This window comes from Pedobacter sp. T50_32, assembly GCF_057652195.1.
On record NZ_JBYFBY010000006.1, the window covers coordinates 43,333 to 68,038 of the forward strand.

A 24,706-nucleotide genomic window follows, 5' to 3' on the forward strand; every position below is an offset into this window, starting at 1 on the left:
ATAAGGGGATACCACGACGTCATCATATCATCAAAAATACAAGAAAATATGCTAATCGCCCCAAATAACAGTTTTATTGGTGCAACATCTTTATAATACAATTGTCTTTGTATATTTGATTCATAACTTATTCAACATGAAAATTAAACTTATACTATTTGTTTGCCTGCTCTTTGCCGGATCAAACTTGGTTGCCCAAAATTCCACTTACCAGTGGAAGACAGCAACCGCTGGAGGTTATACCTACAAGTATGTGACCAACGACCCTTCTAAAACGCGTTTTTATACTTTGAAGAATGGTTTAACGGTAATTTTATCGCCAAACTACAAAGAGCCAAAAATTGAGTACCGCATGACCATTAGAGCTGGTAGTAATACCGACCCTAAAAATGCTACTGGTTTAGCACACTACCTTGAGCACCTTTTATTTAAAGGAACCGATAAATTTGGTACTGCAGATTGGACAAAAGAGAAACCTTTGCTGGCTAAAATAGATGCCCTTTACGAAAAGTACAACAAAACTACAGATCCTGCACAGCGTAAAGAAATCTATAAAGAAATCGATAAGGTTTCTGGCGAAGCATCTAATTTCTCTATTGCAAACGAATACGATAAAATGATGCAAGGACTTGGTGGTAACTCTACCAATGCTCATACTTGGTACGAAGAAACTGTTTACAAAGAAGATTTTCCGTCTAACGTGACCGATAAATTCTTAACCATTCAAGCGGAGCGTTTCCGTAATCCGATTTTCCGTATTTTCCATACAGAGTTAGAAGCTGTTTACGAAGAGAAAAACAGAGGTTTAGATAACGACAGCTGGAAATTGGACGAAGAAATGATGGCAAAATTGTTTCCAACGCACAATTACGGACAACAAACTACCATTGGTACTATTGAGCACTTGAAAAATCCTTCATTGGTAGAAATTAGAAACTACTACAACAAGTACTATGTACCAAATAACATGGCTTTAATTTTAGCTGGAGATCTAAATCCAGATGAAATGATTAAGAAAGTAGACAAAGCTTTTGGCTATATGGCTTCAAAACCTTTGGCACTTTATAACCCTGCACCAGAAAAACCATTAACTCAAATCCAAAAAGTTGATGTTTATGGTCCAAGTGCAGAAGTTGTTGAAATCTATTATCGCGGTTTTGCAAACAACAGCAAAGAAAGTTTAATGCTGTCTTTAATTAAAAGCATTTTAACCAATGGTAAAGCTGGTTTGTTCGATATTAACTTGAATAAAGCACAAAAGGTATTGAGAGCCAACGCCACCTATCAACAAATGAAAGATTATGGTGTGTTTAATTTATCTGCACAACCAAAACAAGGTCAGAGTTTAGATGAGGTTACGAAACTTTTGTTGGAGCAAATCCAAATGTTAAAAGATGGCAAGTTTGATGACGAATTGTTGAAAGCAATTGTAGCTAACCAAAAATTAAGCTATTTACAAGCTTTCGATAGAAATGACAATAGAGCAAATATCCTTTCAAATCAGTTTGTAGCACATCGTGGCACCAAATGGAACATGAGCTTAAGCGATATAGATGAAACTGCTAAAATCACTAAAGCACAGGTAATTGCTTTTGCTAACACTTTCTTTAAAGATAATTATGTAATTGGCTACAAACATAAAGGTGAAGATAAAAACACCACTAAAGTAGAGAAGCCAACGATTACACCTATCAATGCAAATGCAGGCTTAACTTCTCCATTTGTGAAGAACATTTTAGAAGCGCCAGTAAAACCAATTGCACCTAAATTCTTAGATTACCAAAAAGACATCACCTTTGGTAAATCTGGTATAGCCGAGGTTTTAACCATCAAAAACACAGAAAACTCAATCTTTAGAATGAGCTATCGTTTTAACTTGGGTTCTAACAACTACAAGTTATTACAATACGCCGCTTCTTACCTTCCATTTTTAGGTACGGATAAGTATACAGCGGAAGAATTAAGTAAGCAGTTCTACAATATTGCTTGTAGCTACAGCTTAAACGTTGGCACAGAAACTACAACCATTAACATTAGCGGATTGCAAGAAAACTTTGATAAAGCTGTTGCTTTAGTTGAGCATATTTTTGCAAATGTAAAAGCTAACGACAAAGCATTGGCCGAGTTGAAAAGCAGTATTCTTAAATCAAGAGAAAATGCCAAATTGAATAAAGGTGCCATCATGAATGGCTTAACTTCTTACGCTCAATATGGCAAGTTAAATCCGTTTAACAATGTTTTAACTAATGATGAAGTTAAAAACATTAAAGCAGAAGACTTGATTTATACGCTTAAAAACTTAAATAACTACGAGCACGTAATTACTTACTACGGACCAAACGATTTGGCTGCATTTACGGCTAACATTCAAAAAGCACATGCTTTACCAAAAGAGTTTACGCCTGCTGCACCTGCTAAAGTTTACACTTATGCTGTTCAAGATTCGAACAGAGTTTACTTTGCAAATTACGATATGGTACAATCGGAAATTCGTTGGTTAAGAAATACAGGCTTGTACAATAAAGCAGATGCCGCAACTATCGAGGTATTCAATAATTACTTTGGTGGTGGTATGGGTTCTGTAGTGTTCCAAACCATCAGAGAGTCTAAAGCGTTGGCTTATTCTACTTTTGCAACTTATGCATCGCCAGATAGAGCAGACAAACAATACAGCATGGTGGCTTACGTGGGTAGTCAAGCAGATAAAATGAATGATGCTGTTGCTGGCATGAATGAGTTGTTAAATGTATTACCTAAAAGCGAAAAAACTTTCGAAGGTGCTAAAACCAATCTGTTAAGCAATTACGAATCAGATAGAGTACTGAAAGACGCCATTTTCTCTTATTACTTCGCTGACAAAAAATTAGGCTATACTTACGATTCGAGAACAGATAGATACAAAGAGATTAAACCTATCACATTCGATAACATCAATACTTTCCATCAGCAAAAAATAGCTAACCAACCTTACACTTATTTAATTGTAGCTTCTGATAAAAGAGTGAAACAAGACGATATGGCTAAGTTTGGGACTGTTAAAACTTTAACCTTAGAAGAAATTTTCGGCTACTAAGTCCATTCTTCCAAGTACAAGCTACAAGCGGCATTCTTCAGTAGGATGCCGCTTGTTTTATTTTTACTAATTTAGCTAGATTAGTAATCACTCTCCAAATTAACCGTATGCGCATACTCCTCTTCGTCTTCATCTTATCTTTTTTTAGTGAAAAGCTGATAGCCCAAGAGCCTATGGCAAGGCAAATAACAGCATATGGGCAAGGCAAAACAGATAATTTTTTGTTTGTACACTACGATAAGAACGTATATGCAAATAATGAGATGATCTACTTTACAGGATACTTGATTGCTACAAATATTGCAGACCATAAAGTTTTATCGGTAGCTTTAATTAGGGATGCGGATAGTTTGGTGATCCAAGAACGTAAGTTTTTAATGGAAAGTGGTATTTCATTTGGAAGTCTGAGCGTTCCTGATAGTGTTTTGGTGGGCAATTATCATTTGTTGGCTTACACTAATTTGGTTTTAAACGGTAAACCAATGGTGATGTTTAAACAGCCTATCACTATAAAAAGTGGCTTAGAACCAAACTACAAAGCGTCGTTAAAAGTTGTAAAACCTGCAACTGCAGCTCAAAACGATAATCATGTACTACTATCAGTAACTTCTAACGATAATCGATTCCTCCCTAAACCTGCCGTTGTAAGTTACAAGTATGACGGAAAGACCACCACAACAAAAACCGACGGCTTTGGACAGGTGGCCTTGCAACTGCCTGTTTTAAAAAACGGTGATCAAAATCTAAAACTGAAACTTAAGTACGAGAAGGATAGCAGTTTTATGAACATTGTACTGCCAAAGCCTAAGTACAAAGCGTCGGTAAAGTTTTACCCAGAGGGAGGAAATATCATTGAAGGATTAATTAACAACATTGCGTGGGAAGTTAAAGATGAGCGAAATGCACCAATGCCATTAAAAGCAATTCTTTATGAAAACGATGTTAGCATAGATACTTTGGAAACGAATAGCTATGGAATTGGCAGATTTAGATTATTACCAGCTAGCCAAAAAGCGTATCGACTAAAATTGGTTCACTCGCAATTAGTAGACAGCACTTACTTTTTGCCAAAGCTCCTTCAAAATGGAGTTACTTTAGAAGTGCGTAATGCATTAACTTCCGATACGTTGAATTTAATCTTACGAACTACAAGTCCACAGAAAGTGTCTGTTAGTGTTTATAATCTCAAAGACAGTATTACCTATGCACCTGTAAAGCTTACCAAGCAGCAGCAGCTTGTAAAAATACCTATCGAATTTAAGGGACTAGCTACTATAACTGTTAGCGATAGCTTAAATCGCCCGATGGCAGAAAGAATGATATTTGGCAATTACGATGGTTCTAAGGCACTGACAGTGTCTACTGATCAACACAACTATCTAAAGAGGAAAAAAGTTGAACTAGAAATTGACTTGGAAGACATAGAACAGGAAGCAATTGTGTCTATAGCCTGTGTACAGGAAAATAGAATAGAGCAGGGAAAAATGAATGATATCCGAAGTTATTATTACTTACACAACCAGCTTGAACAACTACCGGCAAGTATTTCAGGAAACGCACTATTGAACAGGGAATATGTGAAAGATATGCTATTGGTAAAAGGTTGGCGAAAGTATTCGTGGGCAGAATCATCAACCGCAAAAAATCCTATCAAAACGGAGATAGACAGCTTAATCGTTAGTGGCATAATCGTTAAAAGCAATAATAAACCAATCAACAAAAGCGTATCAATAACCAGTTTAGGGAACAACAATATTTCATTCATAAATACAGATGCTACTGGAAATTTTAACGTAGCGCTTCCTGAAACCCTAACTCCTTTTGATAAAAAGCTATACTTGTTTGTCACCGAAAAAAACAGACTAAATTATCAAATAAACCTTAACGATGACTACGAAAACCTAAATCGGCTGCTAGCAAAATCGTCTTTTTCTTCTGTGCTACAATTGCCATCAACACTCTTCAATACTGAAGAGCTAAAATTAAGTTCGAAGGAAAAAGTATTACGACTAAAGGAAGTAGTCATCACTAAAGACAAAGGCACTTTATTCTCGGGGAAGTATGGAGCTAACGCCTGTGGAGATTACGTTTGTCTTTATAACATCTTGAACTGTAGAAATCATCCAGGAGACTCAAACAACACGCAGCCAATTCCAGGACGACAATACATGTTAGACGGTGTAAAAACAATCTATCAGAAGTGTGCAACAGAGGAAGAAAAACTGGGCTACATTGCCATTAATGGCCTAACCATACACAAAGATTTTTACGTAGATAATTACGAACAACCAGAAGAACCTGCTTATTTTTCTACCTTATATTGGAATTATGGCACAATGGTTAAGAAAGGGCAAACTTCCAAAATTGAATTTTACACTGGAGATATTAGTGGTAAATTTAAAATCATCGTGCAAGGAATGAGCAAAAAGGATCTAATTTATCAAGAGCATAGTTTTAATGTTTTAGACAAAAAGTAGTGCATATAACAAGGGCTTCAAAACTGAAGCCCTTGTTTTTATAATGATTTAATCCATTTCACTAATTCGTCTCTACCTTTTCCAGTTTTTTGTTGAAGTCTGCCTAAAAGCTCATCATCTTTTCCCTCCTCATATTTCAAATCATCATCAGTTAAATCTGCATAAGCTTGTTTAACTTTCCCTTTAGCTTCATTCCACATTCCTTTTAATTCTAATTTATCCATAATCTATTCTATTAAGTTTTATATTGAATTAGAAGAACAAGAAGATACCAACTATGTTTGATTTAATGTAAATAACATGAAACGAAATATTTATCTAAGCAGCCTATCATTTATAATTCAAAACACTAAATTTATAAATGCGCCTTTTCTTATTTTTCATATTGCTTTTAATCTTACCTTTTTGTGCTTATTCACAGAGTGATATAGTCCGGAAAATGGCAATTAACAGTATTGCAAATCCAACAACTAACCTATTTGTACATTTCGACAAAAATATTTACTCAAATAACGAAACGGTATATTTTACTGCATATATTTTAAAAACTGGAAAATTTAATTTAACTGAGCATAAAATTTTAGCAGTTGCGCTAATAAAAGATCTAGATACTGCATTTATTAAAACAGAAAAATTCTTGGTTCAAGATGGATTAGCTTTCGGTAACCTAATTATTCCTGATTCTATAAATACTGGCAATTATCATCTTTTAGCTTATACAGACAAATTAGTGAATGGCAAACCAGAACTCATCTTTAAACAGCCAATAATTATCAAAACCAATATCGACCCACCTTTTAAAGCTAACATCAATTTTTTAGAGAAGCCAGACTCATCGCAAGGAAATCATAAGTTGATTGTTTCTGTAACATCTAATGACAATAAGCTCTTACCAAAACCGACTACCATCAATTATCGATATGGAAAATTGATTAGGATGGGTAAAACAGATTTAATGGGACAATTGACAATTACAATCCCCAAAGAAGAGAATGATATAGATCCCAATATCTATTTAAAGCTAAAAAACCAGAAAGACAGTATTTTTTTAACTCTGCCCTTAACTTCAAACAAGATAAAAGCTAAGGTTAAATTTTATCCCGAGGGTGGGAATTTAGTAAACAACACTAGATCTATGGTGAGTTGGGAAGTGACCGACCAATATAGCAAACCTTTACACTTATGTGCCCTATTATATAAAAATGATATTGTTTTTGATACCATAGAAACAAATAGCTACGGCATTGGACAATTTTATTTAGTATCAGAAGAAAACACCAATTATACTGTAAAAATTGTGAGCAACAATTTTGCAGATAGCTGCTACAATTTACCAAAAGCGCTAAAAAATGGTTTGGTAATGAACATACAAAATGTAGTTGCAAACGATACACTAAGATTTACACTACGGACAACAAATCCCCAAAAACTATTCATTCGTGTACATAATTTCCGAAAATGCTTTTTAGATGTGCCCTTTAACATGGAAACAATGAGCCGAAAAATGAATATCCCTTTACATGATATCCCAAAAGGCATCAACACAGTTACGATAACAGATAGCTTAGACAGACCTTTAGCAGAAAGATTATTCTTTGCGCATTACGACAACAGAGAGATCATTACTATTCAAACAGATAGTTTAACTTATAAGCCGAGGCAAAAGGTCACTCTAAAACTTACTCCTAAAAATTTACAAGGAAATTCTATTGTATCAATCGCAGTGACACAAGAAAACAGGTTTACCTCCAAAAACAATAATGATATAGAAAGCTACTTCTATATTAAAAATGAGATCGAAAATATTCCTATACACACCAGCAATAAGTATTACAAAGACAAAGATTATTTAAAGGATATTTTGTTGGTGAGAGGATGGAGAAGATATACTTGGCAACAAATTCAAAACTTAAAATACACAGATACTTTATTAACAACAGATAGCTTAACAATTTCAGGATTAATCACTAAGGATAAGAAACCTCTTACCTCTCCAATTAACCTTACCTTATTTGGAGGTAATAAAATTCAACTCATTACTACAAACGCTAACGGTAATTTCAATCTTTCCAACTATCTATTGGATCAAGAAAAGAGAGCATATTTATCCGTCGATTCTAAAAACCTAGGAAAATTTGACATCCTTATAAAGGATAATTTTGTAAAAGCAAATATTCAATTGCTAACTAACAATTTAAGTGAGTCTCCTATCTATTTAGCAAACTCTCTTGATAATTTGAGTATGTCGCTTACCAGTAAGGAAAAAGCTACAAGATTAAAAGAAGTCACAATCAAGAACAATAACGATAATAGCTTTTTTTATTCTGAAGCTGAGCGCAAAGCTGCGACCCGGGGTTATATTATAGAAGATTATATTTGTGTAAGTGGTATCCTAAATTGCCCAAATCATGTCAATGACACAGGCAATAGACGAGCTCCTTCCTGGATGGTGCAAATGGCTAAAAAAAAGAGAAGTCAAAAGATGGAAGAATATAATGAAGACATAGAGTTTTCTGGTGTACGCTACCATAAAGAATTTTATACAAATGATTACAAAGACACAACCGAGCCTGCTTTTTTTTCAACTATATATTGGAACTATGGCACAATATTAAGTCCGGAGAAATCGAATGAGATAAGTTTTTATACAAGTGATATTACAGGTAAATTTAAAATAGTAATACAAGGTGCTGTAAAAGACGATGTGATATACACAGAAAAAAGCATTGAGGTAAAAAATTAAAGGCAGATTAATTAAAACCTGCCTTTAACAATTTCCAAAAGATATAATTATCCTTTAGCAGCTTCGATAATCTCTTCCACTACTGCTGGATCTAATAGAGTCGAAATATCTCCCAAATTTGAGGTTTCGCCCTCAGCGATCTTTCTCAAAATTCGACGCATAATTTTACCAGACCTAGTTTTTGGTAGTCCAGATACAAATAACATTTTGTCAGGTTTGGCAATAGCACCAATTACCCTGGTTACTGTTTGTAGAATATCCTTTTTAGTCAGTTCCGCATCTTGATGGTGATTTGGATAGATGATAAATGCATAAATGCCCTGTCCTTTTACATCGTGAGGATAACCAACTACTGCACTTTCTACTACACCAGCATGCATATTAATAGCGTTTTCAACCTCAGCTGTTCCAATTCTATGTCCAGAAACATTCAAAACATCATCTACCCTACCAGTAATCCTGTAATAACCATCTTCGTCCCTTAAACATCCATCTCCAGTAAAATACATTCCCGGATAAGTAGAAAAATAGGTTTGTTTACAGCGTTCATGGTCTCCATAAGTTGTACGTAACATTCCCGGCCAAGGAAACTTGATACAAAGATTACCACTTACATCGTTACCTTCAATTTCCACACCATTTTCATCTACCAAAACTGGCTGTATACCCGGCAAAGGCAAGGTTGCATAGCTAGGCTTGGTTTTAGTAACGGTAGCAATTGGAGAAATCATAATACCACCAGTTTCTGTTTGCCACCATGTATCTACAATTGGCGCTTTTCCGCCACCAATTTTTTCATCGAACCAATGCCAAGCTTCTTCATTAATCGGCTCTCCCACCGAACCTAAAACTCTCAACGAACTTAAATCTTTTCCTTTTAATGGTTCATCGCCGAAGCCCATTAAAGATCTAATTGCTGTTGGTGCTGTATAAAGTGTATTTACTTTGTGTTTTTCTACGATATCCCAAAAACGAGATGGTGTTGGATAAGTTGGTACGCCTTCAAAAATCAAAGACGTTGCACCTTGAGATAGCGGTCCGTAAACGATATACGAGTGACCAGTAATCCAACCAATATCTGCTGTACAGAAATAAACTTCATCAGGCTGGTAATTAAATACATTACTAAAAGTGTAGCCTGCATAAACCATGTAGCCACCACAAGTGTGTACTACGCCTTTTGGTTTACCTGTAGAACCAGAAGTATAAAGAATAAACAGCAAATCTTCTGCATCCATTTCTTCCGCCTCACAAACTGCATTTACGTGTTTTACTTCATCTTCCCACCACACATCTCTACCTTTCAACATACTTACCGGTGTTCTTACGTGTGTAAGTACAATTACTTTTTCTACCGTTGGGCAACCGATCAAAGCATCATCAATTACGTCTTTCAACGGAATAGGTTTTGCACCGCGATAAACACCATCTGCAGTTACTACTAATTTACATTTAGAATCATTGATCCTATCAGCAATAGATTTGGCAGAAAAACCACCAAAAATCACAGAATGTACCGCACCAATACGAGCACAAGCCAAAACAGCAATTGCCAATTCTGGCACCATTGGCATATATATACAAATACGATCGCCTTTTTGAGCACCGTTTCTTTTTAAAACGTTCGCAAAGCGACAAACGGCTTCGTGCAACATCTTATAAGTTAAGGTTACACTATCTTGATCTGGATTATTTGGTTCCCAGATAATTGCAGGTTTATCTGCATTATGTTCTAAATGTCTGTCTAAACAGTTTTCGGTAATGTTAAGCTTAGCGCCCTCGAACCATTTGATTTCTGGTTCTTCAAAATTCCATGAAAGAACTTTGTACCAAGGTTTTCTCCACTGAAAATTTTGGGCTACTTCGCCCCAAAACTGCTCTGGATTTTCAATACTTTTTTTGTAGCTTTCTTCATACTGCTCGAAAGATTTGATCTGCATAGTATATCTATAATAGGTTTTGGATTTGTTCGATTGCTAAATTAAGTAATTAAATACTATAAAAACATCAAAATCGTCTCAATTTTATAAACATCCTATCAATAAACACCTATTTAAATTCCATTTTTCTTAATTGAAAAAAATGCCCAATAATAAAAGAAGCCCCGAACAAATTCGGGGCTAACGTAGAGCTTATAACTTAGTTACATATCTTTGTGCAAATTGCGCTGGGCAGATTTTTCTTTGCACTACAAAAGTAAATTACTTTACAGTTAGCTGAAATACCTAGAAGTTAGTATTTTGGGAAAAATGTAGCATCTAAAAAAGGTCAATTAAAATATCTGAAAATATTTTCTCAACACACTTGATGTTTAGAAAAATTATTCTGATATTTGCAGGCTCTTAAAAAGAATTAAGCGACGAATAACAAATAACAAAATAAAGTCATGTCAAGAGTTTGTGATTTAACAGGAAAAACCGCGATGAAAGGGCATAACGTTTCTCACTCAAACGTTAAAACCAAGCGCAAGTTTTATCCTAACCTACAACTTCAGAAATTTTATATCCCTGAAGAAGATCGTTGGATAACACTAAAAGTATCTACTTCGGCTATTAAAACCATCAATAAAATTGGTGTTTCTGAGGCGATTAATCGTTTCATGAAAAAAGGATATTTGTAAAAAACATTTGCCGGACCTACGGCATAAATAGATAAAGAAATGGCAAAAAAAGGTAACAGAGTTCAAGTTATTTTAGAATGCACAGAGCATAAAACAAGTGGTATGCCTGGTATGTCTAGATATATTTCTACTAAAAACCGTAAGAACACTACAGAGCGTTTAGAGTTGAAAAAATACAACCCGGTTTTAAAGAAAGTAACCGTACACAAGGAGATTAAATAATTTTGAAGGGGTAAATGATTGAATTATAGAATTGAAATTCAGTCATTCTTAATTCACTCACTCAATCATTAAATTTAAAAAAACATGGCAAAGAAAGTAGTTGCAACCCTTAAAACAGGTACAGGTAAAGAATATTCAAAAGTGATCACGATGGTTAAGTCGCCTAAAACTGGTGCTTATTCATTCAAAGAATCAATCGTTCACAACGATCACGTTAAAGATGCTATTGCTGCAGCAAACGGCAAGTAACAATATTTAAGAATAGCTTAAGAGCCGTTCCGTATTAACGGAAGGGCTTTTTTTATTTTACATAGACTATGGGTTTATTCGATTTTTTCAAAAAGAAAGAAACCGCACCTGAAGCTCAGGAAGCGCTAGATAAAGGACTAGAGAAAACTAAAGAAGGTTTTTTCAGTAAACTAACCAAAGCCGTTGCCGGAAAATCTACGGTAGATGACGATGTGTTAGACAACCTCGAAGAAGTGCTTGTAACTTCTGACGTAGGCGTAACCACAACGTTAAAAATCATTGAGAGAATTCAGGAACGTGTAGCTAAAGACAAATATCTTTCTACTTCTGAACTTAATGGTTTATTGAGAGACGAAATTCAGCTGTTACTTGCCGAAAATAACAGCAACGATTTTAGGAATTTCGAATATGGTGACCACAAACCTTATGTAATTATGGTAGTGGGCGTAAATGGTGTTGGTAAAACTACTACCATTGGTAAACTAGCTCATAAACTTAAAAAAGAAGGCTTAAGCGTTGTACTTGGTGCTGCAGATACTTTCCGTGCTGCCGCTGTTGACCAGATTAAACTTTGGGGCGAACGTGTTGATGTGCGTGTGGTTGCACAAGCTATGGGATCTGATCCAGCTTCAGTAGCTTTCGACACCTTACAATCTGCAGTTGCTAATAAAGAAGACGTGGTAATTATTGATACTGCAGGCCGTTTACACAACAAAGTTGGATTGATGAACGAACTGGGTAAAATCAAGAATGTAATGCAAAAGGTTGTTCCAGATGCGCCGCATGAAATTTTATTAGTATTGGATGGTTCTACAGGTCAAAACGCTTTTGAGCAGTGCAAACAATTTACCGAAGCTACAGATGTAAATGCTTTGGCCATTACAAAATTAGACGGAACAGCTAAAGGTGGTGTGGTAATTGGCATTTCCGATCAGTTCAAAATTCCAGTGAAGTACATCGGTGTTGGAGAAAAAATGGACGATTTGCAATTGTTCGATAAGAAAGAATTCGTGAATTCGTTGTTTAAATAAAGAATGATTACAAAAAACAAAACTACTACAAAAACGGCTCAACCTAAGATTAATGTAATTACGCTTGGTTGCTCTAAAAACACTTACGATAGTGAGGTGTTAATGGGACAATTGAAAGGTAATAATCTTAATGTTGAACACGAGTCGAACAGATTAGGGAAAGATGATATTGTAGTAATTAATACTTGTGGTTTCATAGATAATGCAAAGCAAGAATCTATAGACACCATTTTACAATACAGTCAGTTAAAAGATGAAGGTAAAGTTGGAAAAGTGATTGTTACTGGTTGCCTTTCTGAGCGTTACAAACCAGACCTAGAAGCAGAAATCACTAACGTTGATGCATATTTTGGCACTAACGATCTTCAAAATATCTTACATTCTTTAGGTGCCAACTACAAGCACGAGCTAATTGGCGAACGTTTGTTAACTACGCCATCGCATTTTGCGTATTTTAAAATTGCCGAAGGTTGTAACCGTCCATGTTCTTTTTGTGCAATTCCACTAATGCGTGGAAAACACGTTTCTAGAGATATGAACGAGCTGGTAAACGAAGCAAAAATACTAGCAGCTAACGGCACTAAGGAATTGATTTTAATTGCACAAGATTTAACTTACTACGGTTTGGATATCTATGGCAAAAGAAATTTAGATGAACTTTTACGTCGTTTATCTGATGTAAATGGTATCGAGTGGATCAGGTTACAATACGCCTACCCTGCTGGTTTCCCGATGGAAATTTTAGATGCGATGAATGAGCGTGAGAATATCTGTAAGTATTTAGATATGCCATTGCAGCATATCACAGATAACATGTTGAAGTCAATGCGTCGCGGTACTACCAAGCAGAAAACGATTGATATTGTTAACGAAATTAGAGCTAGAGTTCCAAACATCGCTATGCGTACCACTTTAATTTGTGGTTACCCAGGCGAAACAGAGCGTGATTTCGAAGAAATGTACCAATGGGTTGCTGACACTCGTTTCGACCGTTTAGGTTGCTTCACTTATTCGCATGAGGAAAAAACCCATGCTTATGATTTAGTAGATGATGTTCCTGAGGAAATTAAGCAAGAACGTGTAGATGCAATCATGGAATTGCAACAAGGTATCTCTTACGAAATCAACCAAGAGAAAGTAGGCAACACCTATAAAGTATTGGTAGATAGAAAAGAAGGTGATTTCTTTATCGGCCGTACCGAATTTGACTCTCCAGAAGTGGATAACGAAGTTTTAATTGATGCAAACTCTGGCTATGCAGCTATCGGAAGTTTTGTGAATGTAAAAGTAGATAGAGCAGAAGATTTTGACCTTTACGGGCAAATAGTAAAGTAGAATTCAAAGCATAGTATATAAAAAGGTCGGTTTAAATAATCCGACCTTTTTTCGTTTTAGCAACAGCGAAACATTGATAAAGTGTAAAATAAACCGAATGGCTACTCTTGTTTCAAAATTTAATTTAATTTCGAAATGTGAAGGCTAAATACATTTCTTATCAGGATACACATTCGTTCTCTAAACTAGTTTTAGATTACGTGAACGATGTTGAATTTCTAAAATCTTTCTACAGCTATAGACCAGATATCAATGGTTTAAAACAGGCTGTAGATGCACATCAATTTACTGGAAATAGAGACGTTTTAGTTAAAGCATTAAAACAACAGTATCAATCGATAAAGGTTAACCAAGCTGTTAGCGCTAACATTGATTTACTAGCAGCCGACAATACTTATACCGTTACCACTGGACATCAACTTAATCTTTTTACGGGCCCACTATATTTCATTTACAAGATTGTAACTACTATTAATTTAGCACTGGAACTGAAAATAGCTTATCCAGAGCAAAACTTCGTACCTGTTTATTGGATGGCAACAGAAGACCATGATTTTGAGGAAATTAATCATGTAAGTGTAGATGAAAAGAACATCAGTTGGATACAACAAACTAACGGAGCAACTGGCAGATTAAGTACTAAAACCGTAGCTGCTGCAGTACAAGCTTACAAGGGTTATTTAGGCATTAGTGAAAATGGCAAAAAGCTAGGAAAACTGGTAGAGCAAGCATACTTAGAAAATGAAAATTTGGCTGATGCTACCCGAGTTTTGGTCAATAGCTTGTTCGAACAATATGGTTTGGTAATAATCAATGCCGATGATGCTTCTTTAAAAGCACAATTTGCAACTATCATTAAAAGTGATATTACCCAACAAAACAGTGCCCGATTAACTGAAGAAACGAGTAAAACTCTAGAAGAAAGCGGTTATAAATCTCAAGTAAACGGTCGTGATATCAACTTCTTTTACCTAAAAGAAAATCTTCGCGAAAGGATTATTAAAGAAGGAGATTTATACGCCGTTAACCACACTGAAATTAAATTTACAGAAGCCGAAATACTTGCGGAAATAGAACAACATCCAGAAAGGTTTAGCCCAAATGTAATCATGCGTCCGCTGTACCAAGAGGTGATTTTACCAAACATTGCCTATATCGGTGGCGGCGCCGAAGTTTCTTACTGGATGCAATTGAAAGCTAATTTCGATTTTTACAAGGTGAATTTTCCAGTTCTGTTATTGCGCAATTCTGCTTTGGTAGTCGATAAAAGAAGTTTTGCCAATCTGCATAAATTAGGCTTTAATTTTGAGGATATTTTTCTTTCTACTGAAGCTTTACAGGAAAAATGGATAGAAGCCAACAGTAATGCAACCCTTCACTTAAACGACGAAAAAGCAAACATCAAATCTGTTTTCGACAAAATAAAATTAAATGCTTTTAAGATTGATAAAACTTTAGAAGTATCCGCCGATGCGGTATTAACCAAAACGGAAAAGTTATTGGATAAATTAGAGAAGAAATTTTTTAGAGCCGAGAAAAGAAATCACGAAGTGTCTATTACACAAATTGAAAATCTGAAAAAACGTTTATTTCCTGGTGGCACTTTGCAAGAACGTGTAGCAAACTTAGCACCAATGTATGTAGATTATGGAGATGATTTTATTTCATCATTAATAGAAAACTTTGAACCATTAGGTGGAGATTTTACTTTGATACTTGCATAAAAATGATTGAGTTTTGAATGAGTAAATGATTGAATAATTAACCCTCATAACTGAAACCGAACCCCTAATCCCTAATCCCTAATCCCTAAAATGAAGTTTATCACTTTCACCGAAGAAAAATTACGAAGCTTTACTTACGACGTTTTTAAAAAGATGGGCTGTTCTGATGAGCACGCCACTTTGGCAACAGATGTTTTGGTTCGTTCAGATTTAAGAGGAATTGATTCGCATGGTGTGGCGAGATTAAGTGGTTATTATCGTCTTTGGGAGAAAAATAGAATTAATGCTACACCAAACATCCGTGTGGTACATGAAACACCAACTACTGCAACTGTAGATGGCGATGCTGGTTTAGGTTTAGTAGTTGCTCCTTTTGCAATGAAAATTGCAATTGAAAAAGCCGAGAAATATGGTAGTGGTTGGGTATCAGTGAAGAATTCTAATCATTTTGGCATTGCAGGCTACCACGCTTTAATGGCAGTAGATAAAGATATGATTGGCATTAGCATGACCAACGCTAGTCCGTTGGTTGCCCCTACTTATGCTAACGAACGTTTATTAGGCACCAACCCCATGTGCTACGCTTTTCCGGCAGGTAAATACCCAGCGATAGTAGTTGATATGGCAACTGCAGCAGCAGCTAATGGTAAGTTAGAAATTGCGCAGAGAGCCAATTCAGCTATTCCAGATGGTTGGGTGCAAGATGCAGCTGGCAACACTTCCATTAATCCAAATGAATTAAAAGCTGGTGGTTCTTTACTTCCGTTAGGTAGCGATAAAGATCATGGTAGCCACAAAGGTTATGGTTTAGGAGCAACGGTAGATATTTTATCCGCTGTGCTTTCTGGTGCAAATTACGGTCCTTGGGTGCCTCCTTTCGTAGCTTTCTTAGAGCCAGATCCAAATCCGGTTGGAGAAGGAATTGGTCACTTTTTGGGCGCTATGCGTATAGATGGCTTCCGACCTGCGCAAGACTTCAAAGATCATTTAGATAATTGGATAGAGCGTTTCAAAAGTGCTAAAACAGTAGATGAAAGTAAGCAAGTCATCATTCCAGGAGAGCCAGAATATCAATTTGAACGTGAGCGTAAAATAGCGGGAATTCCTTTAATTGATGTGGTGGTGAATGACCTAAATAGTTTAGCCGAAAAAATTGGTGTCGAACTGCTATAAATACCAAGAAATACGCATGTGATTTTTTGCTTATTTTCTTAGTTTTACCAACCGATGAAAAATAACATTCTTTTTGTGGTCGCACTAATTTTTGCACTCTGGTTTGCAGCCACGGCATATATTTGGGTTTATTGGGCTGCTTTAATCATCTCCTATCCAATTGGAATTGCAAGCTTTTTTATTTGGAGGATTATCAAAAAGGATACTAAAAAACGTAATATAGCTATTCCCGTTTTACTGGTTGTTGGTTTGAGCTTATCTTTAATTGTACTTATATTCTTCACTCGGTAACGTAAGCTATTTCTTTAGCTTAAATAAGCGAAAATTTTCTCTATAGGTAAGAAAAAACGACTGATTAAATTGCAAGTTTTTTTCAGCATTATCCAAATCGAAATGAGGTTCAAAACGAACATCTAAAAACAAGTTTGGTAATAATTCCCTTTGATATTGATACCTCAGCATTAAAATACGACGCTTATCTGTTGTGAAACCGAAGTTATTCAGGTTTTCAGAAACTGATTGATATAGCGGCATTCCTTTAATTGTTATAAATTTGTTCCCCTGCCAATACGACGCAGCCAAATTACCCCAACGAGTATCTACTCCAGCGTTTAACCATAAACCAAACCCACTTTCGTAAGCTCTGGTTTTGGTGGGTGAGTTATCTTTAAATGTAGCCACATAATTATTTGTATATACTTGCTTTACATGGTAGCCAATTTCTTTGCTCAACGTAAAACCCGTAGCGCCGTTAAACAAAGTTGATAAAGGAATTCCTTCCAAAACATCTATCTGTCCACCAGTGTGATAAACCAAAACTTGCGCTGGAATGCTGAACTTCCAGCCATTCTTCTTTATCAAAGCGATATCTGCAGTGAAACCACCCGAAATTCGTTCTTTAGCAGCATCGCCGCGATAAATCATTTTCTCCCAAGCAATCCAAGCATCTAAACTGAATTTCTCTTTGTCGATTAATAGTTGTGTGCCGTACTCAACTGGCGTGGTTATTTTTCGTTCGAAATTATAGATCGGTTCGATATAATTATGCTGAATATTGCCTTCTAAACTTCCAAATACTAACGTAAGATCGTTCTTGCTATACTTTACATTAAATAAAGGTTTTGCATCATACAGTCCACGTTCGTTTCCAAAATCTTTCCTCAAATATGCGCCAGCCGTAATTGCTAAGTTTGGATGTGCGTAGTAGGTTAATTGTGGTTCCAGCTGTGTACCATAAAGCGTATATCCGTCATGGAAATCATTGGAATACTCGTAGTTTCTAACATAGTTGAAGTTATAGAAATTGAGATGTAGTTCCTTACTTAAACTATCTGCTGGACGTATACGATTGTAAAGATAATTGTTGTTGAGTTGGGCATTAACCGAATGAACCAAAGTCAATAAAAAGACGACTAGTAATTGCTTTTTCATTTTAAGATTTTTCAACTGTTGCGCTTTTCCTATCAACAAAATCCTATTCACCTTTCTTCTCCCTATGTTTCTTATAGAGTTTCACCGCCATCATGATTACTGCTGAGAAAATAATTAGGCCAATTAGACCATACACCCAATTCACAGCACTTTTTAAAATTACGGTAAATACAATCGCTACTAATAAAATCGTTGCTACTTCATTCCACAAACGCAACTGGTTAGATGTCCATTTGGAAGTACCGTTACGGAGCTTTTTCATCACGCTTTGGCAAATAAAATGATAAACCAATAAAGCAACAACAAAACCCAGTTTAACGTGCATCCAAGGCGTTAGCAACAACGTAGGCACCAGATATAGCATCAAAGACCCCGCTACAACAGTTAAAATCATAGCTGGTGTAGCAATGATGCTCCACAATCTCGCTGTAATTTTGGCGTATTCTGCAGTTAAGATCGTCTTTTCAGGTTCTGGCTTACTATTGGCCTCTGTATGATAAATGAACAAACGAACGCCGTAAAATAAACCAGCCATCCAGCTTACCATAAACACAATATGTGTTGCTTTTATATAAAAGTAGTATTCTTCCATAAAAAAATCCCCAATCGGGGATTAAAGATATTAATACTTAAACTCTTTCACTACTTCGATAGCGTATTTTACATTATCGAAAGGAATATCCGGCATAATACCATGACCTAAGTTGAAAATAAATCCATTTTCGCCACGCATACGCTCAAACAGTTTATGGATTTGCGCTTTAATTACTGGTTGGTCTGCATATAAAATATGCGGATCTAAGTTACCTTGTACAGCAATGCCAGCTGGCAAAGCTTTTTTGATGTTCAACAAATCAGCATTCCAATCTACAGAAATTACATCTGGTTTTGCTTCTGCCATAATTGGCGCAAACACAGAACTTCCCTTACAGAAAGAAATTACCGGAATGTTTGTTCTGTTTAAACCAGCAATAATCTGTTGGTTGTATTGGTGTGAGAACTCTTGATAATCGTTCCAAGATAAAGCTAAAGCCCAGCTATCAAATAATTGTAAAGCATTAACGCCAGCCTCAATTTGTAAGTTTAAGTAGTCGATAGTTACCTTGGCAATTTTAGCCAAAAGCTTGTGTGCTAATTCTGGGCGATTGTGAATTAACAATTTCGTTAACTTGAAATCTTTAGAAGAACCACCTTCTACCAAATAGCTCATTACCGTAAAAGGGGCACCAGCAAAACCAATTAACGGAATGCTGCCATTTAAACGTTGCTGAATTACTTTAATCGCATCAGCAACATATTGTAATTTATCCAAGCAATCAGTCGCTAAAGCATCAATATCAGCTTCGTTACGCACTGGATTGGCAAACTTTGGTCCCACTCCTTGGGTAAAGCTCAAATCTCCACCCATTGCTTCACCTGTCACTAAAATATCAGAGAACAAAATCGCTGCATCAATACCTAGCAAATCAACAGGTAACATGGTTACATCGGCAGCAATTTCTGGGGTCTTACACATCTCTAAAAAAGAGTACTTGTTTTTAATTTCCCAGTATTGAGGCATAAACCTACCGGCTTGTCTCATCATCCATACCGGTGGGCGTTCTGTTTGTTTTGAAAATGCTGCGTCTAAAAATAAATTGTTCTCCATGTTTCTAATTTGCCAACTTATTGGCCTCTTTCTCTATATTTGATATAATTTCTATTGCTCTTGATGATGTTGCAAGCTCTTTAGCCTTCCCAGTGTAAGCCAAAACTCTTTCTACATCTCTTTTTCGGAGCGCTAAGTTAGCTAAATGAATTAACACATAAGCTTTATCGTTTTTTCCGCCTAAGGGAAAACGGCTTGCCAACTGAAAATGAAATTCAGCTTTTTCATAATCTTCGCGCTTTAGTGCTATGTTAGCTCGCATAAACTCATAAAACCCACGTCTGCTTTTAGATAAATGATCAGGGTTTTCTACCTCATCTAACATTTTTTCCGCTCGTTCGTAGTCGGAGTTTTTAAAATGCTTAGACGCTAAAAGTACAGAGCCATGTTTAAAATGACTCCAAAGAATAAAAGCGGCTAACATACCCGAAATTGACGCCAACTGGTATTGCTGAATATATAAACTCACCAGCGCTGAAACAGCAAAAATCGCTATTAAGATATATCTGCCTAACTTATTGTACATTAGTGAATGTCGGTAAATTTATAACCTACTCCTCTAATTGAGTGGAAATAAACTGGATTTTTTTGATCTGGTTCGAAATACTTACGGAACGTTAAAATGAAGTTATCGATAGTTCTGGTAGATGGATATACATCGTAATTCCAAACTGTTTCCAAGATTTGCTCACGAGAAACCGCTTCGTTTTTACGCTCAATCAAAAGCTTTAATAGCATAGTTTCCTTTTTGGTCAAAGGCACTACAGTACCATCATCTTGTTTCAATTCAAAAGAGTTAAAGTAAATGGTTTTATCCCCAATTTTGTAAGAATTCAGTTCTTTTAAATCGTCTGATTTTAAGCTGCGTTTCACTAAGATACCCACACGTAAAATCAGTTCTTCAAGATTGAAAGGCTTTACCAAATAATCATCGGCACCTTTTTTCAATCCCATTACCCTGTCTTCACTTGTATTTTTAGCGGTTAAGAACAAAATAGGTACTTCTGTATTTTCTAAACGAATAGTTTCACAAACTTGGAAACCGTCCATTTCTGGTAGCATTACATCTAAAATTACCAAGTTAAAGCGTTCTTCCTTAAATACTTTTAGTGCGGTTTTACCGTCTTTAACGGCATGAACTTTATAACCTTCTAATTCGAGGTTTAATTTGATGGCGTCTAACAAATGATCTTCGTCTTCAACCAATAATACTCTTAATTTTTGTGACATATTAATTAAATGTTACTTCAAAAATTGCACCGTGAGGTACGTTATCTTTAACGCTAATATCGGCGTCGTGGTTTTGTAATACTTCCTTAACAATAAATAAGCCAAGTCCAGTACCTTTACTTTTACGCACATTTTCATCGCCCACACGGTAAAATTTATCGAAAATATGCATCTTTTCACTATCGGGAATGCCCAAACCCTTGTCCGAAACCACTAATTTCGGCTTACCGTCATTTTGGCACAGCTCTACTGTAATTTCGGCACATGGCCCAGAATACTTCACGGCATTTTCTACTAAATTCGTCACCACAGATGATAACGCAAATTGGTCGCCTTCAATCATCACCCCGTCTTCTATTTTAGTAGAAATAATTTGCTCACAACCACAAGAGTGAACCTGCAATCTATCCGAAATTCGGGTAACTAAATCAGAAAAATTAAACTGCTCTTTCGGAAAAGAATAAGTTCTGCTCTCAATTTTGGTAGCCAACAACATATTCTCCACTAAATCATCTAAACGTTCTACATCTTTTAACGAGTTTCTTATTAACGTTGTGCGTTGTTCCTTGTCCAATTCTCTACGTACAATAGTCTGCAACGATAGCTTTATAGCTGCCAAAGGAGATTTCAGCTCATGCGTAATCGACATTAAAAAGTTTTGTTGTTGCTCTTTCAAACGCCCTTCTTTTTTGATAGAAGCGTGGATAAAATAAGCGCCGATACCTAAAAGAAACAAGAAAACCGCACCTTCGCCCATAATCATCGGCATACGGCTGGCATCAATTTTTACTACTAAAGCGCCCCAGCTAATGAGTTGACCTAATGCGTAGAACAGTAAAACATAAAATATGATAATGGATTTTTTCATACCCCAAACCCCCAAAAGGGACTTTTAAATTTAATTATTTTTATTTGAAAAGCAGGTTTCTGTAATGCTTCGCCCAGGAAAGTCCCGCTTTTCGTTTTAATCTTTTTGTTGGCACTACTCTTAACTATTTGTCATGCTGAGTTTATCGAAGCATCTTTATAACAACTAATCCTTCGACAAGCTCAGGATGACACTTACAAAAAGTATTTTTACTTCAATCGGGTTTAGTTAACAAACAAACCCCTCTCTGTCCTTTGGACATTTCTCCCCTAAATGGGAGAGAACAATACTATTATCGTCATTACGAGGAACGAAGCAAGCCTACAACTATCAAAAGAACAAACCAACGCTTTAAGATTGCTTCGTCGTTCCTCCTCGCAATGACAGCAAGATAGACAACTCGGCTCCTTAATCTTTGTTCCTTGCTCTTTGTTCCTTTATCCTTATTATCCGAAAACCACCTCCAAAGCCTCAAATATCGCCAGCTTTGCTTTATCCAACTCCAATCCTGTATGCGCTGCACTTACAAAACCCACTTCATAACCCGATGGACCAAAGTAAATCCCTCTATTCAACAACTCACGGTGCATGATTTTAAATTTATCCATACTGGTTGGATCAATAGCCTCGGCGGTTTTAATATCTTCAGTTGTAAAAGCAAACCAGAAAATAGAGCCCACTGTGAAGATTTTCAACTTGTAACCTTTATCGGCAATATGAGCTTTCAAGTCGTTTACAAAAGCTTGTGCTTTGGCATTTAACTCCTCATAAAAACCTTCACTGCTTAAAATAGTTAATGTTGCAATCCCAGCCGCCATCGCCACTGGATTTCCAGACAATGTGCCCGCTTGATAAACGCCGCCATCAGGAGAAATATGTGCCATAATTTCATTAGAAGCGCCATACATTCCCACTGGCAAACCACCACCAATAATTTTCCCGTAAGTTACAATATCAGGCTTGATGCCATAATGCGCTGCAGCACCTTCAAAACCTACCCTAAAACCTGTAATTACTTCATCAAAAATTAATAAAGCGCCATTAGCCGTACAAGTTTCACTTAAGAACTCAACGTAGTCTTTATCTTGGATCAACAATCCGTTATTAGCTGGAATACCTTCGATAATTACTGCAGCAACATCATCTTTAAACTGAGCGAAAGCTTCTGTAATTGCTTGTTTATCGTTCAAAGCAATTACGATAGTTTCATCAGCAAATGCTTTAGGCACACCCGCCGAAGAAGTTTCCCCAAAAGTTACCAAACCAGAGCCAGCTTTCACTAAAAGAGAATCGCTATGACCGTGGTAACAACCTTCGAACTTGATAATTTTATTTCTGCCAGTATAACCTCTTGCCAAACGAATTGCCGACATTACCGCCTCAGTACCAGAACTGGTAAAGCGAATTTTCTCTACAAAACGATTGTTCTTGATAATCAGCTCTGCCAACTCATTTTCTAATGCTGTTGGTGCACCGAAGCTCATTCCGTTTTGCATTACCTCGGTTACTTTCTCTCTAATTTTAGCGTTGTTATGTCCTAAAATTAAAGGTCCCCAACTTGCGCAAAAATCTATAAACTGGTTACCATCAGCATCCCAGATATATGGCCCATCACCTTTTTGAATAAACAACGGCGTACCGTAAACCGATTTAAAAGCACGTACTGGAGAATTAACTCCACCAGGAAAATAAGTTTTCGATTTCTCGTATAGTTCTGCCGATTTGGCTCTTGATATGTCTTGCATTTATTTTAGGTTTTAGGATTTAGGGTTTAGGGTTCTAAGCGCAAAAACCTTACGCCTTAAACCTCTTACACCTCTAAAGCCATTTATTCTCTACAATATCTCTAATGTGGTAAGTGGTAATAATGCTTGCTCCTGCTCTGGCAAAGGCATACATCGTTTCCATTACTACTTTTTGTTCATCTATCCAGCCTTTTTCTGCTGCTGCTTTAATCATTGAATATTCTCCCGATACATTGTAAACAGCAATTGGCAATTTGGTATTTTGTTTCAGTCTTGCGATTACGTCTAAGTAAGCTAAGCCTGGTTTAACCATCAGCACATCAGCACCTTCTGCTTCATCTAACAAAGCTTCTCTCACCGCCTCATCCGGATTACGGAAATCCATTTGATAAGCTTTTCTATCTCCTTTGCTCGGTGCACAATCTGCCGCTTCTCTGAACGGGCCATAATATGCCGAAGCAAATTTAGTGGCGTGGCTCATTACCGCCACATTCTCAAAACCGTTACCATCTAACCTTTCACGGATCGCAGCTACTCTACCATCCATCATGTCTGAAGGCGCCAACATATCGGCACCAGCTTGCGAATGTGCCAAAGCCATTTTCGCGATCAACTCTACACTTAAATCGTTTTGGATATAATCGTTGTGCATAATACCGCAATGCCCATGATTGGTGTAAGAACACACACAAACATCAGTAACGATATACAAATCATCGCCAAATTGTTTTTTCAATTCCCTTACCGAAACCGGCACTAATGAATTGCTATCGTAAGCAGATTTTGCATCGGCACTTTTTTCATCGCCAACACCAAAAAGCATGATTTTATTTACACCTAAGCTCAATCCTTTCTCTACATCTTTCAATAAAGTATCTGTAGAAAAGTGGCTGATACCCGGCATTGCATCAATAGGATGAACAACATTATTTCCTGGCACCACAAAATACGGATAAACAAACATATCCTTCGATAATTTCGTTTCGGCAACCATTTCTCTTACGATTGGATTTTTTCTTAGCCTACGTGGTCTGTGCAGCATATTTTAGTAGTGAGATATGAATAATTAGTATTGAGATTTATTTCAATAGTGCAAAAATGCAAAGACAGAAACATTATTATCTTATGCTTCTGTCA

21 protein-coding genes are annotated in these 24,706 nt (G+C 36.4%); 11 read left to right on the forward strand and 10 right to left on the reverse strand.

The features are described 5' to 3' along the window. The first annotated feature begins 136 nt into the window (after positions 1 to 136). Positions 137 to 3,073 (forward strand): M16 family metallopeptidase, encoded by a 2,937-nt coding sequence (locus AC23ME_RS16820; protein WP_487728927.1) that lies wholly within the window; start codon positions 137 to 139, stop codon positions 3,071 to 3,073. A gap of 173 nt (positions 3,074 to 3,246) precedes the next feature. Beyond that, on the forward strand, positions 3,247 to 5,550 hold the full coding sequence (locus AC23ME_RS16825) for a hypothetical protein (RefSeq protein ID WP_487728928.1): 2,304 nt from the start codon (positions 3,247 to 3,249) through the stop codon (positions 5,548 to 5,550). A 38-nt stretch (positions 5,551 to 5,588) separates the two neighbouring features. On the opposite strand, the gene AC23ME_RS16830 is transcribed toward AC23ME_RS16825, so the two are convergent. Beyond that, a complete protein-coding gene (locus AC23ME_RS16830) occupies positions 5,589 to 5,774 on the reverse strand; it encodes a CsbD family protein (RefSeq protein ID WP_487728929.1) in 186 nt (61 codons plus the stop codon). A gap of 215 nt (positions 5,775 to 5,989) precedes the next feature. Between AC23ME_RS16830 and AC23ME_RS16835 the strand changes: the two genes are divergently transcribed. After that, complete coding sequence (locus tag AC23ME_RS16835) at positions 5,990 to 8,293, forward strand: hypothetical protein (RefSeq protein ID WP_487728930.1); 2,304 nt, start codon at positions 5,990 to 5,992, stop codon at positions 8,291 to 8,293. 47 nt (positions 8,294 to 8,340) lie between these two features. Here the strand turns inward: AC23ME_RS16835 and acs are convergent, their stop codons facing one another. Continuing rightward, on the reverse strand, positions 8,341 to 10,233 hold the full coding sequence (gene acs / locus AC23ME_RS16840; protein WP_487728931.1) for an acetate--CoA ligase: 1,893 nt from the start codon (positions 10,231 to 10,233) through the stop codon (positions 8,341 to 8,343). 446 nt (positions 10,234 to 10,679) lie between these two features. Between acs and rpmB the strand changes: the two genes are divergently transcribed. The 8 genes from rpmB to AC23ME_RS16880 all read left to right on the forward strand — a co-directional run bounded on the left by rpmB (position 10,680) and on the right by AC23ME_RS16880 (position 16,938). After that, positions 10,680 to 10,913, forward strand: coding sequence for a 50S ribosomal protein L28 (gene rpmB, locus AC23ME_RS16845; protein ID WP_097132999.1), 234 nt, complete (start codon positions 10,680 to 10,682; stop codon positions 10,911 to 10,913). 39 nt (positions 10,914 to 10,952) lie between these two features. Continuing rightward, the gene (rpmG, locus tag AC23ME_RS16850) at positions 10,953 to 11,135 is read left to right on the forward strand and encodes a 50S ribosomal protein L33 (RefSeq protein WP_107216618.1); all 183 of its coding nucleotides are present in this window, start codon (positions 10,953 to 10,955) and stop codon (positions 11,133 to 11,135) included. 84 nt (positions 11,136 to 11,219) lie between these two features. Further along, positions 11,220 to 11,384, forward strand: a complete 165-nt coding sequence (locus AC23ME_RS16855; protein ID WP_487728932.1) for a DUF4295 domain-containing protein — start codon at positions 11,220 to 11,222, stop codon at positions 11,382 to 11,384. A gap of 68 nt (positions 11,385 to 11,452) precedes the next feature. Then, positions 11,453 to 12,415 (forward strand): signal recognition particle-docking protein FtsY, encoded by a 963-nt coding sequence (ftsY, locus tag AC23ME_RS16860; protein ID WP_487728933.1) that lies wholly within the window; start codon positions 11,453 to 11,455, stop codon positions 12,413 to 12,415. A gap of 3 nt (positions 12,416 to 12,418) precedes the next feature. After that, on the forward strand, positions 12,419 to 13,750 hold the full coding sequence (rimO, locus tag AC23ME_RS16865) for a 30S ribosomal protein S12 methylthiotransferase RimO (RefSeq protein WP_487728934.1): 1,332 nt from the start codon (positions 12,419 to 12,421) through the stop codon (positions 13,748 to 13,750). A gap of 137 nt (positions 13,751 to 13,887) precedes the next feature. Beyond that, positions 13,888 to 15,474, forward strand: a complete 1,587-nt coding sequence (gene bshC, locus AC23ME_RS16870) for a bacillithiol biosynthesis cysteine-adding enzyme BshC (RefSeq protein WP_487728935.1) — start codon at positions 13,888 to 13,890, stop codon at positions 15,472 to 15,474. Between the two features lie 90 nt (positions 15,475 to 15,564). Next, entirely contained in the window at positions 15,565 to 16,647 is a 1,083-nt protein-coding gene (locus tag AC23ME_RS16875) for an Ldh family oxidoreductase (RefSeq protein WP_487728936.1), read from the forward strand. 54 nt (positions 16,648 to 16,701) lie between these two features. Next, positions 16,702 to 16,938 (forward strand): hypothetical protein, encoded by a 237-nt coding sequence (locus AC23ME_RS16880; protein ID WP_487728937.1) that lies wholly within the window; start codon positions 16,702 to 16,704, stop codon positions 16,936 to 16,938. Between the two features lie 6 nt (positions 16,939 to 16,944). Here AC23ME_RS16880 and AC23ME_RS16885 read toward each other — a convergent pair whose 3' ends face one another. The 8 genes from AC23ME_RS16885 to hemB form a co-directional block, all read right to left on the reverse strand. Continuing rightward, on the reverse strand, positions 16,945 to 18,078 hold the full coding sequence (locus AC23ME_RS16885; RefSeq protein ID WP_487728938.1) for a hypothetical protein: 1,134 nt from the start codon (positions 18,076 to 18,078) through the stop codon (positions 16,945 to 16,947). A 43-nt stretch (positions 18,079 to 18,121) separates the two neighbouring features. Then, positions 18,122 to 18,670: a protoporphyrinogen oxidase HemJ gene (gene hemJ, locus AC23ME_RS16890; RefSeq protein WP_487728939.1), complete on the reverse strand. Its 549-nt coding sequence runs from the start codon at positions 18,668 to 18,670 to the stop codon at positions 18,122 to 18,124. 30 nt (positions 18,671 to 18,700) lie between these two features. Beyond that, entirely contained in the window at positions 18,701 to 19,726 is a 1,026-nt protein-coding gene (gene hemE, locus AC23ME_RS16895) for a uroporphyrinogen decarboxylase (protein ID WP_487728940.1), read from the reverse strand. Between the two features lie 4 nt (positions 19,727 to 19,730). Beyond that, a complete protein-coding gene (locus AC23ME_RS16900) occupies positions 19,731 to 20,252 on the reverse strand; it encodes a hypothetical protein (protein ID WP_487728941.1) in 522 nt (173 codons plus the stop codon). Beyond that, complete coding sequence (locus tag AC23ME_RS16905; RefSeq protein ID WP_487728942.1) at positions 20,252 to 20,956, reverse strand: response regulator transcription factor; 705 nt, start codon at positions 20,954 to 20,956, stop codon at positions 20,252 to 20,254. Before AC23ME_RS16905 ends, AC23ME_RS16900 begins: the two co-directional genes overlap by 1 nt. Before the next feature lies 1 nt (position 20,957). Further along, positions 20,958 to 21,824, reverse strand: a complete 867-nt coding sequence (locus AC23ME_RS16910) for a sensor histidine kinase (RefSeq protein ID WP_487728943.1) — start codon at positions 21,822 to 21,824, stop codon at positions 20,958 to 20,960. A gap of 446 nt (positions 21,825 to 22,270) precedes the next feature. After that, entirely contained in the window at positions 22,271 to 23,569 is a 1,299-nt protein-coding gene (gene hemL, locus AC23ME_RS16915) for a glutamate-1-semialdehyde 2,1-aminomutase (protein ID WP_487728944.1), read from the reverse strand. Positions 23,570 to 23,642: 73 nt separating this feature from the next. Then, positions 23,643 to 24,611: a porphobilinogen synthase gene (gene hemB, locus AC23ME_RS16920; protein ID WP_487728945.1), complete on the reverse strand. Its 969-nt coding sequence runs from the start codon at positions 24,609 to 24,611 to the stop codon at positions 23,643 to 23,645. Positions 24,612 to 24,706: the final 95 nt, after the last annotated feature.

Coding starts and splice junctions, on each gene's coding strand:
- AC23ME_RS16820 (WP_487728927.1), top strand. CDS start 137: ATGAAAATTAAACTTATACTATTTGTTTGCCTGCTCTTTGCCGGATCA.
- AC23ME_RS16825 (WP_487728928.1), top strand. CDS start 3,247: ATGGCAAGGCAAATAACAGCATATGGGCAAGGCAAAACAGATAATTTT.
- AC23ME_RS16830 (WP_487728929.1), bottom strand. CDS start 5,774: ATGGATAAATTAGAATTAAAAGGAATGTGGAATGAAGCTAAAGGGAAA.
- AC23ME_RS16835 (WP_487728930.1), top strand. CDS start 5,990: ATGGCAATTAACAGTATTGCAAATCCAACAACTAACCTATTTGTACAT.
- acs (WP_487728931.1), bottom strand. CDS start 10,233: ATGCAGATCAAATCTTTCGAGCAGTATGAAGAAAGCTACAAAAAAAGT.
- rpmB (WP_097132999.1), top strand. CDS start 10,680: ATGTCAAGAGTTTGTGATTTAACAGGAAAAACCGCGATGAAAGGGCAT.
- rpmG (WP_107216618.1), top strand. CDS start 10,953: ATGGCAAAAAAAGGTAACAGAGTTCAAGTTATTTTAGAATGCACAGAG.
- AC23ME_RS16855 (WP_487728932.1), top strand. CDS start 11,220: ATGGCAAAGAAAGTAGTTGCAACCCTTAAAACAGGTACAGGTAAAGAA.
- ftsY (WP_487728933.1), top strand. CDS start 11,453: ATGGGTTTATTCGATTTTTTCAAAAAGAAAGAAACCGCACCTGAAGCT.
- rimO (WP_487728934.1), top strand. CDS start 12,419: ATGATTACAAAAAACAAAACTACTACAAAAACGGCTCAACCTAAGATT.
- AC23ME_RS16875 (WP_487728936.1), top strand. CDS start 15,565: ATGAAGTTTATCACTTTCACCGAAGAAAAATTACGAAGCTTTACTTAC.
- AC23ME_RS16880 (WP_487728937.1), top strand. CDS start 16,702: ATGAAAAATAACATTCTTTTTGTGGTCGCACTAATTTTTGCACTCTGG.
- AC23ME_RS16885 (WP_487728938.1), bottom strand. CDS start 18,078: ATGAAAAAGCAATTACTAGTCGTCTTTTTATTGACTTTGGTTCATTCG.
- hemJ (WP_487728939.1), bottom strand. CDS start 18,670: ATGGAAGAATACTACTTTTATATAAAAGCAACACATATTGTGTTTATG.
- hemE (WP_487728940.1), bottom strand. CDS start 19,726: ATGGAGAACAATTTATTTTTAGACGCAGCATTTTCAAAACAAACAGAA.
- AC23ME_RS16900 (WP_487728941.1), bottom strand. CDS start 20,252: ATGTACAATAAGTTAGGCAGATATATCTTAATAGCGATTTTTGCTGTT.
- AC23ME_RS16905 (WP_487728942.1), bottom strand. CDS start 20,956: ATGTCACAAAAATTAAGAGTATTATTGGTTGAAGACGAAGATCATTTG.
- AC23ME_RS16910 (WP_487728943.1), bottom strand. CDS start 21,824: ATGAAAAAATCCATTATCATATTTTATGTTTTACTGTTCTACGCATTA.
- hemL (WP_487728944.1), bottom strand. CDS start 23,569: ATGCAAGACATATCAAGAGCCAAATCGGCAGAACTATACGAGAAATCG.
- hemB (WP_487728945.1), bottom strand. CDS start 24,611: ATGCTGCACAGACCACGTAGGCTAAGAAAAAATCCAATCGTAAGAGAA.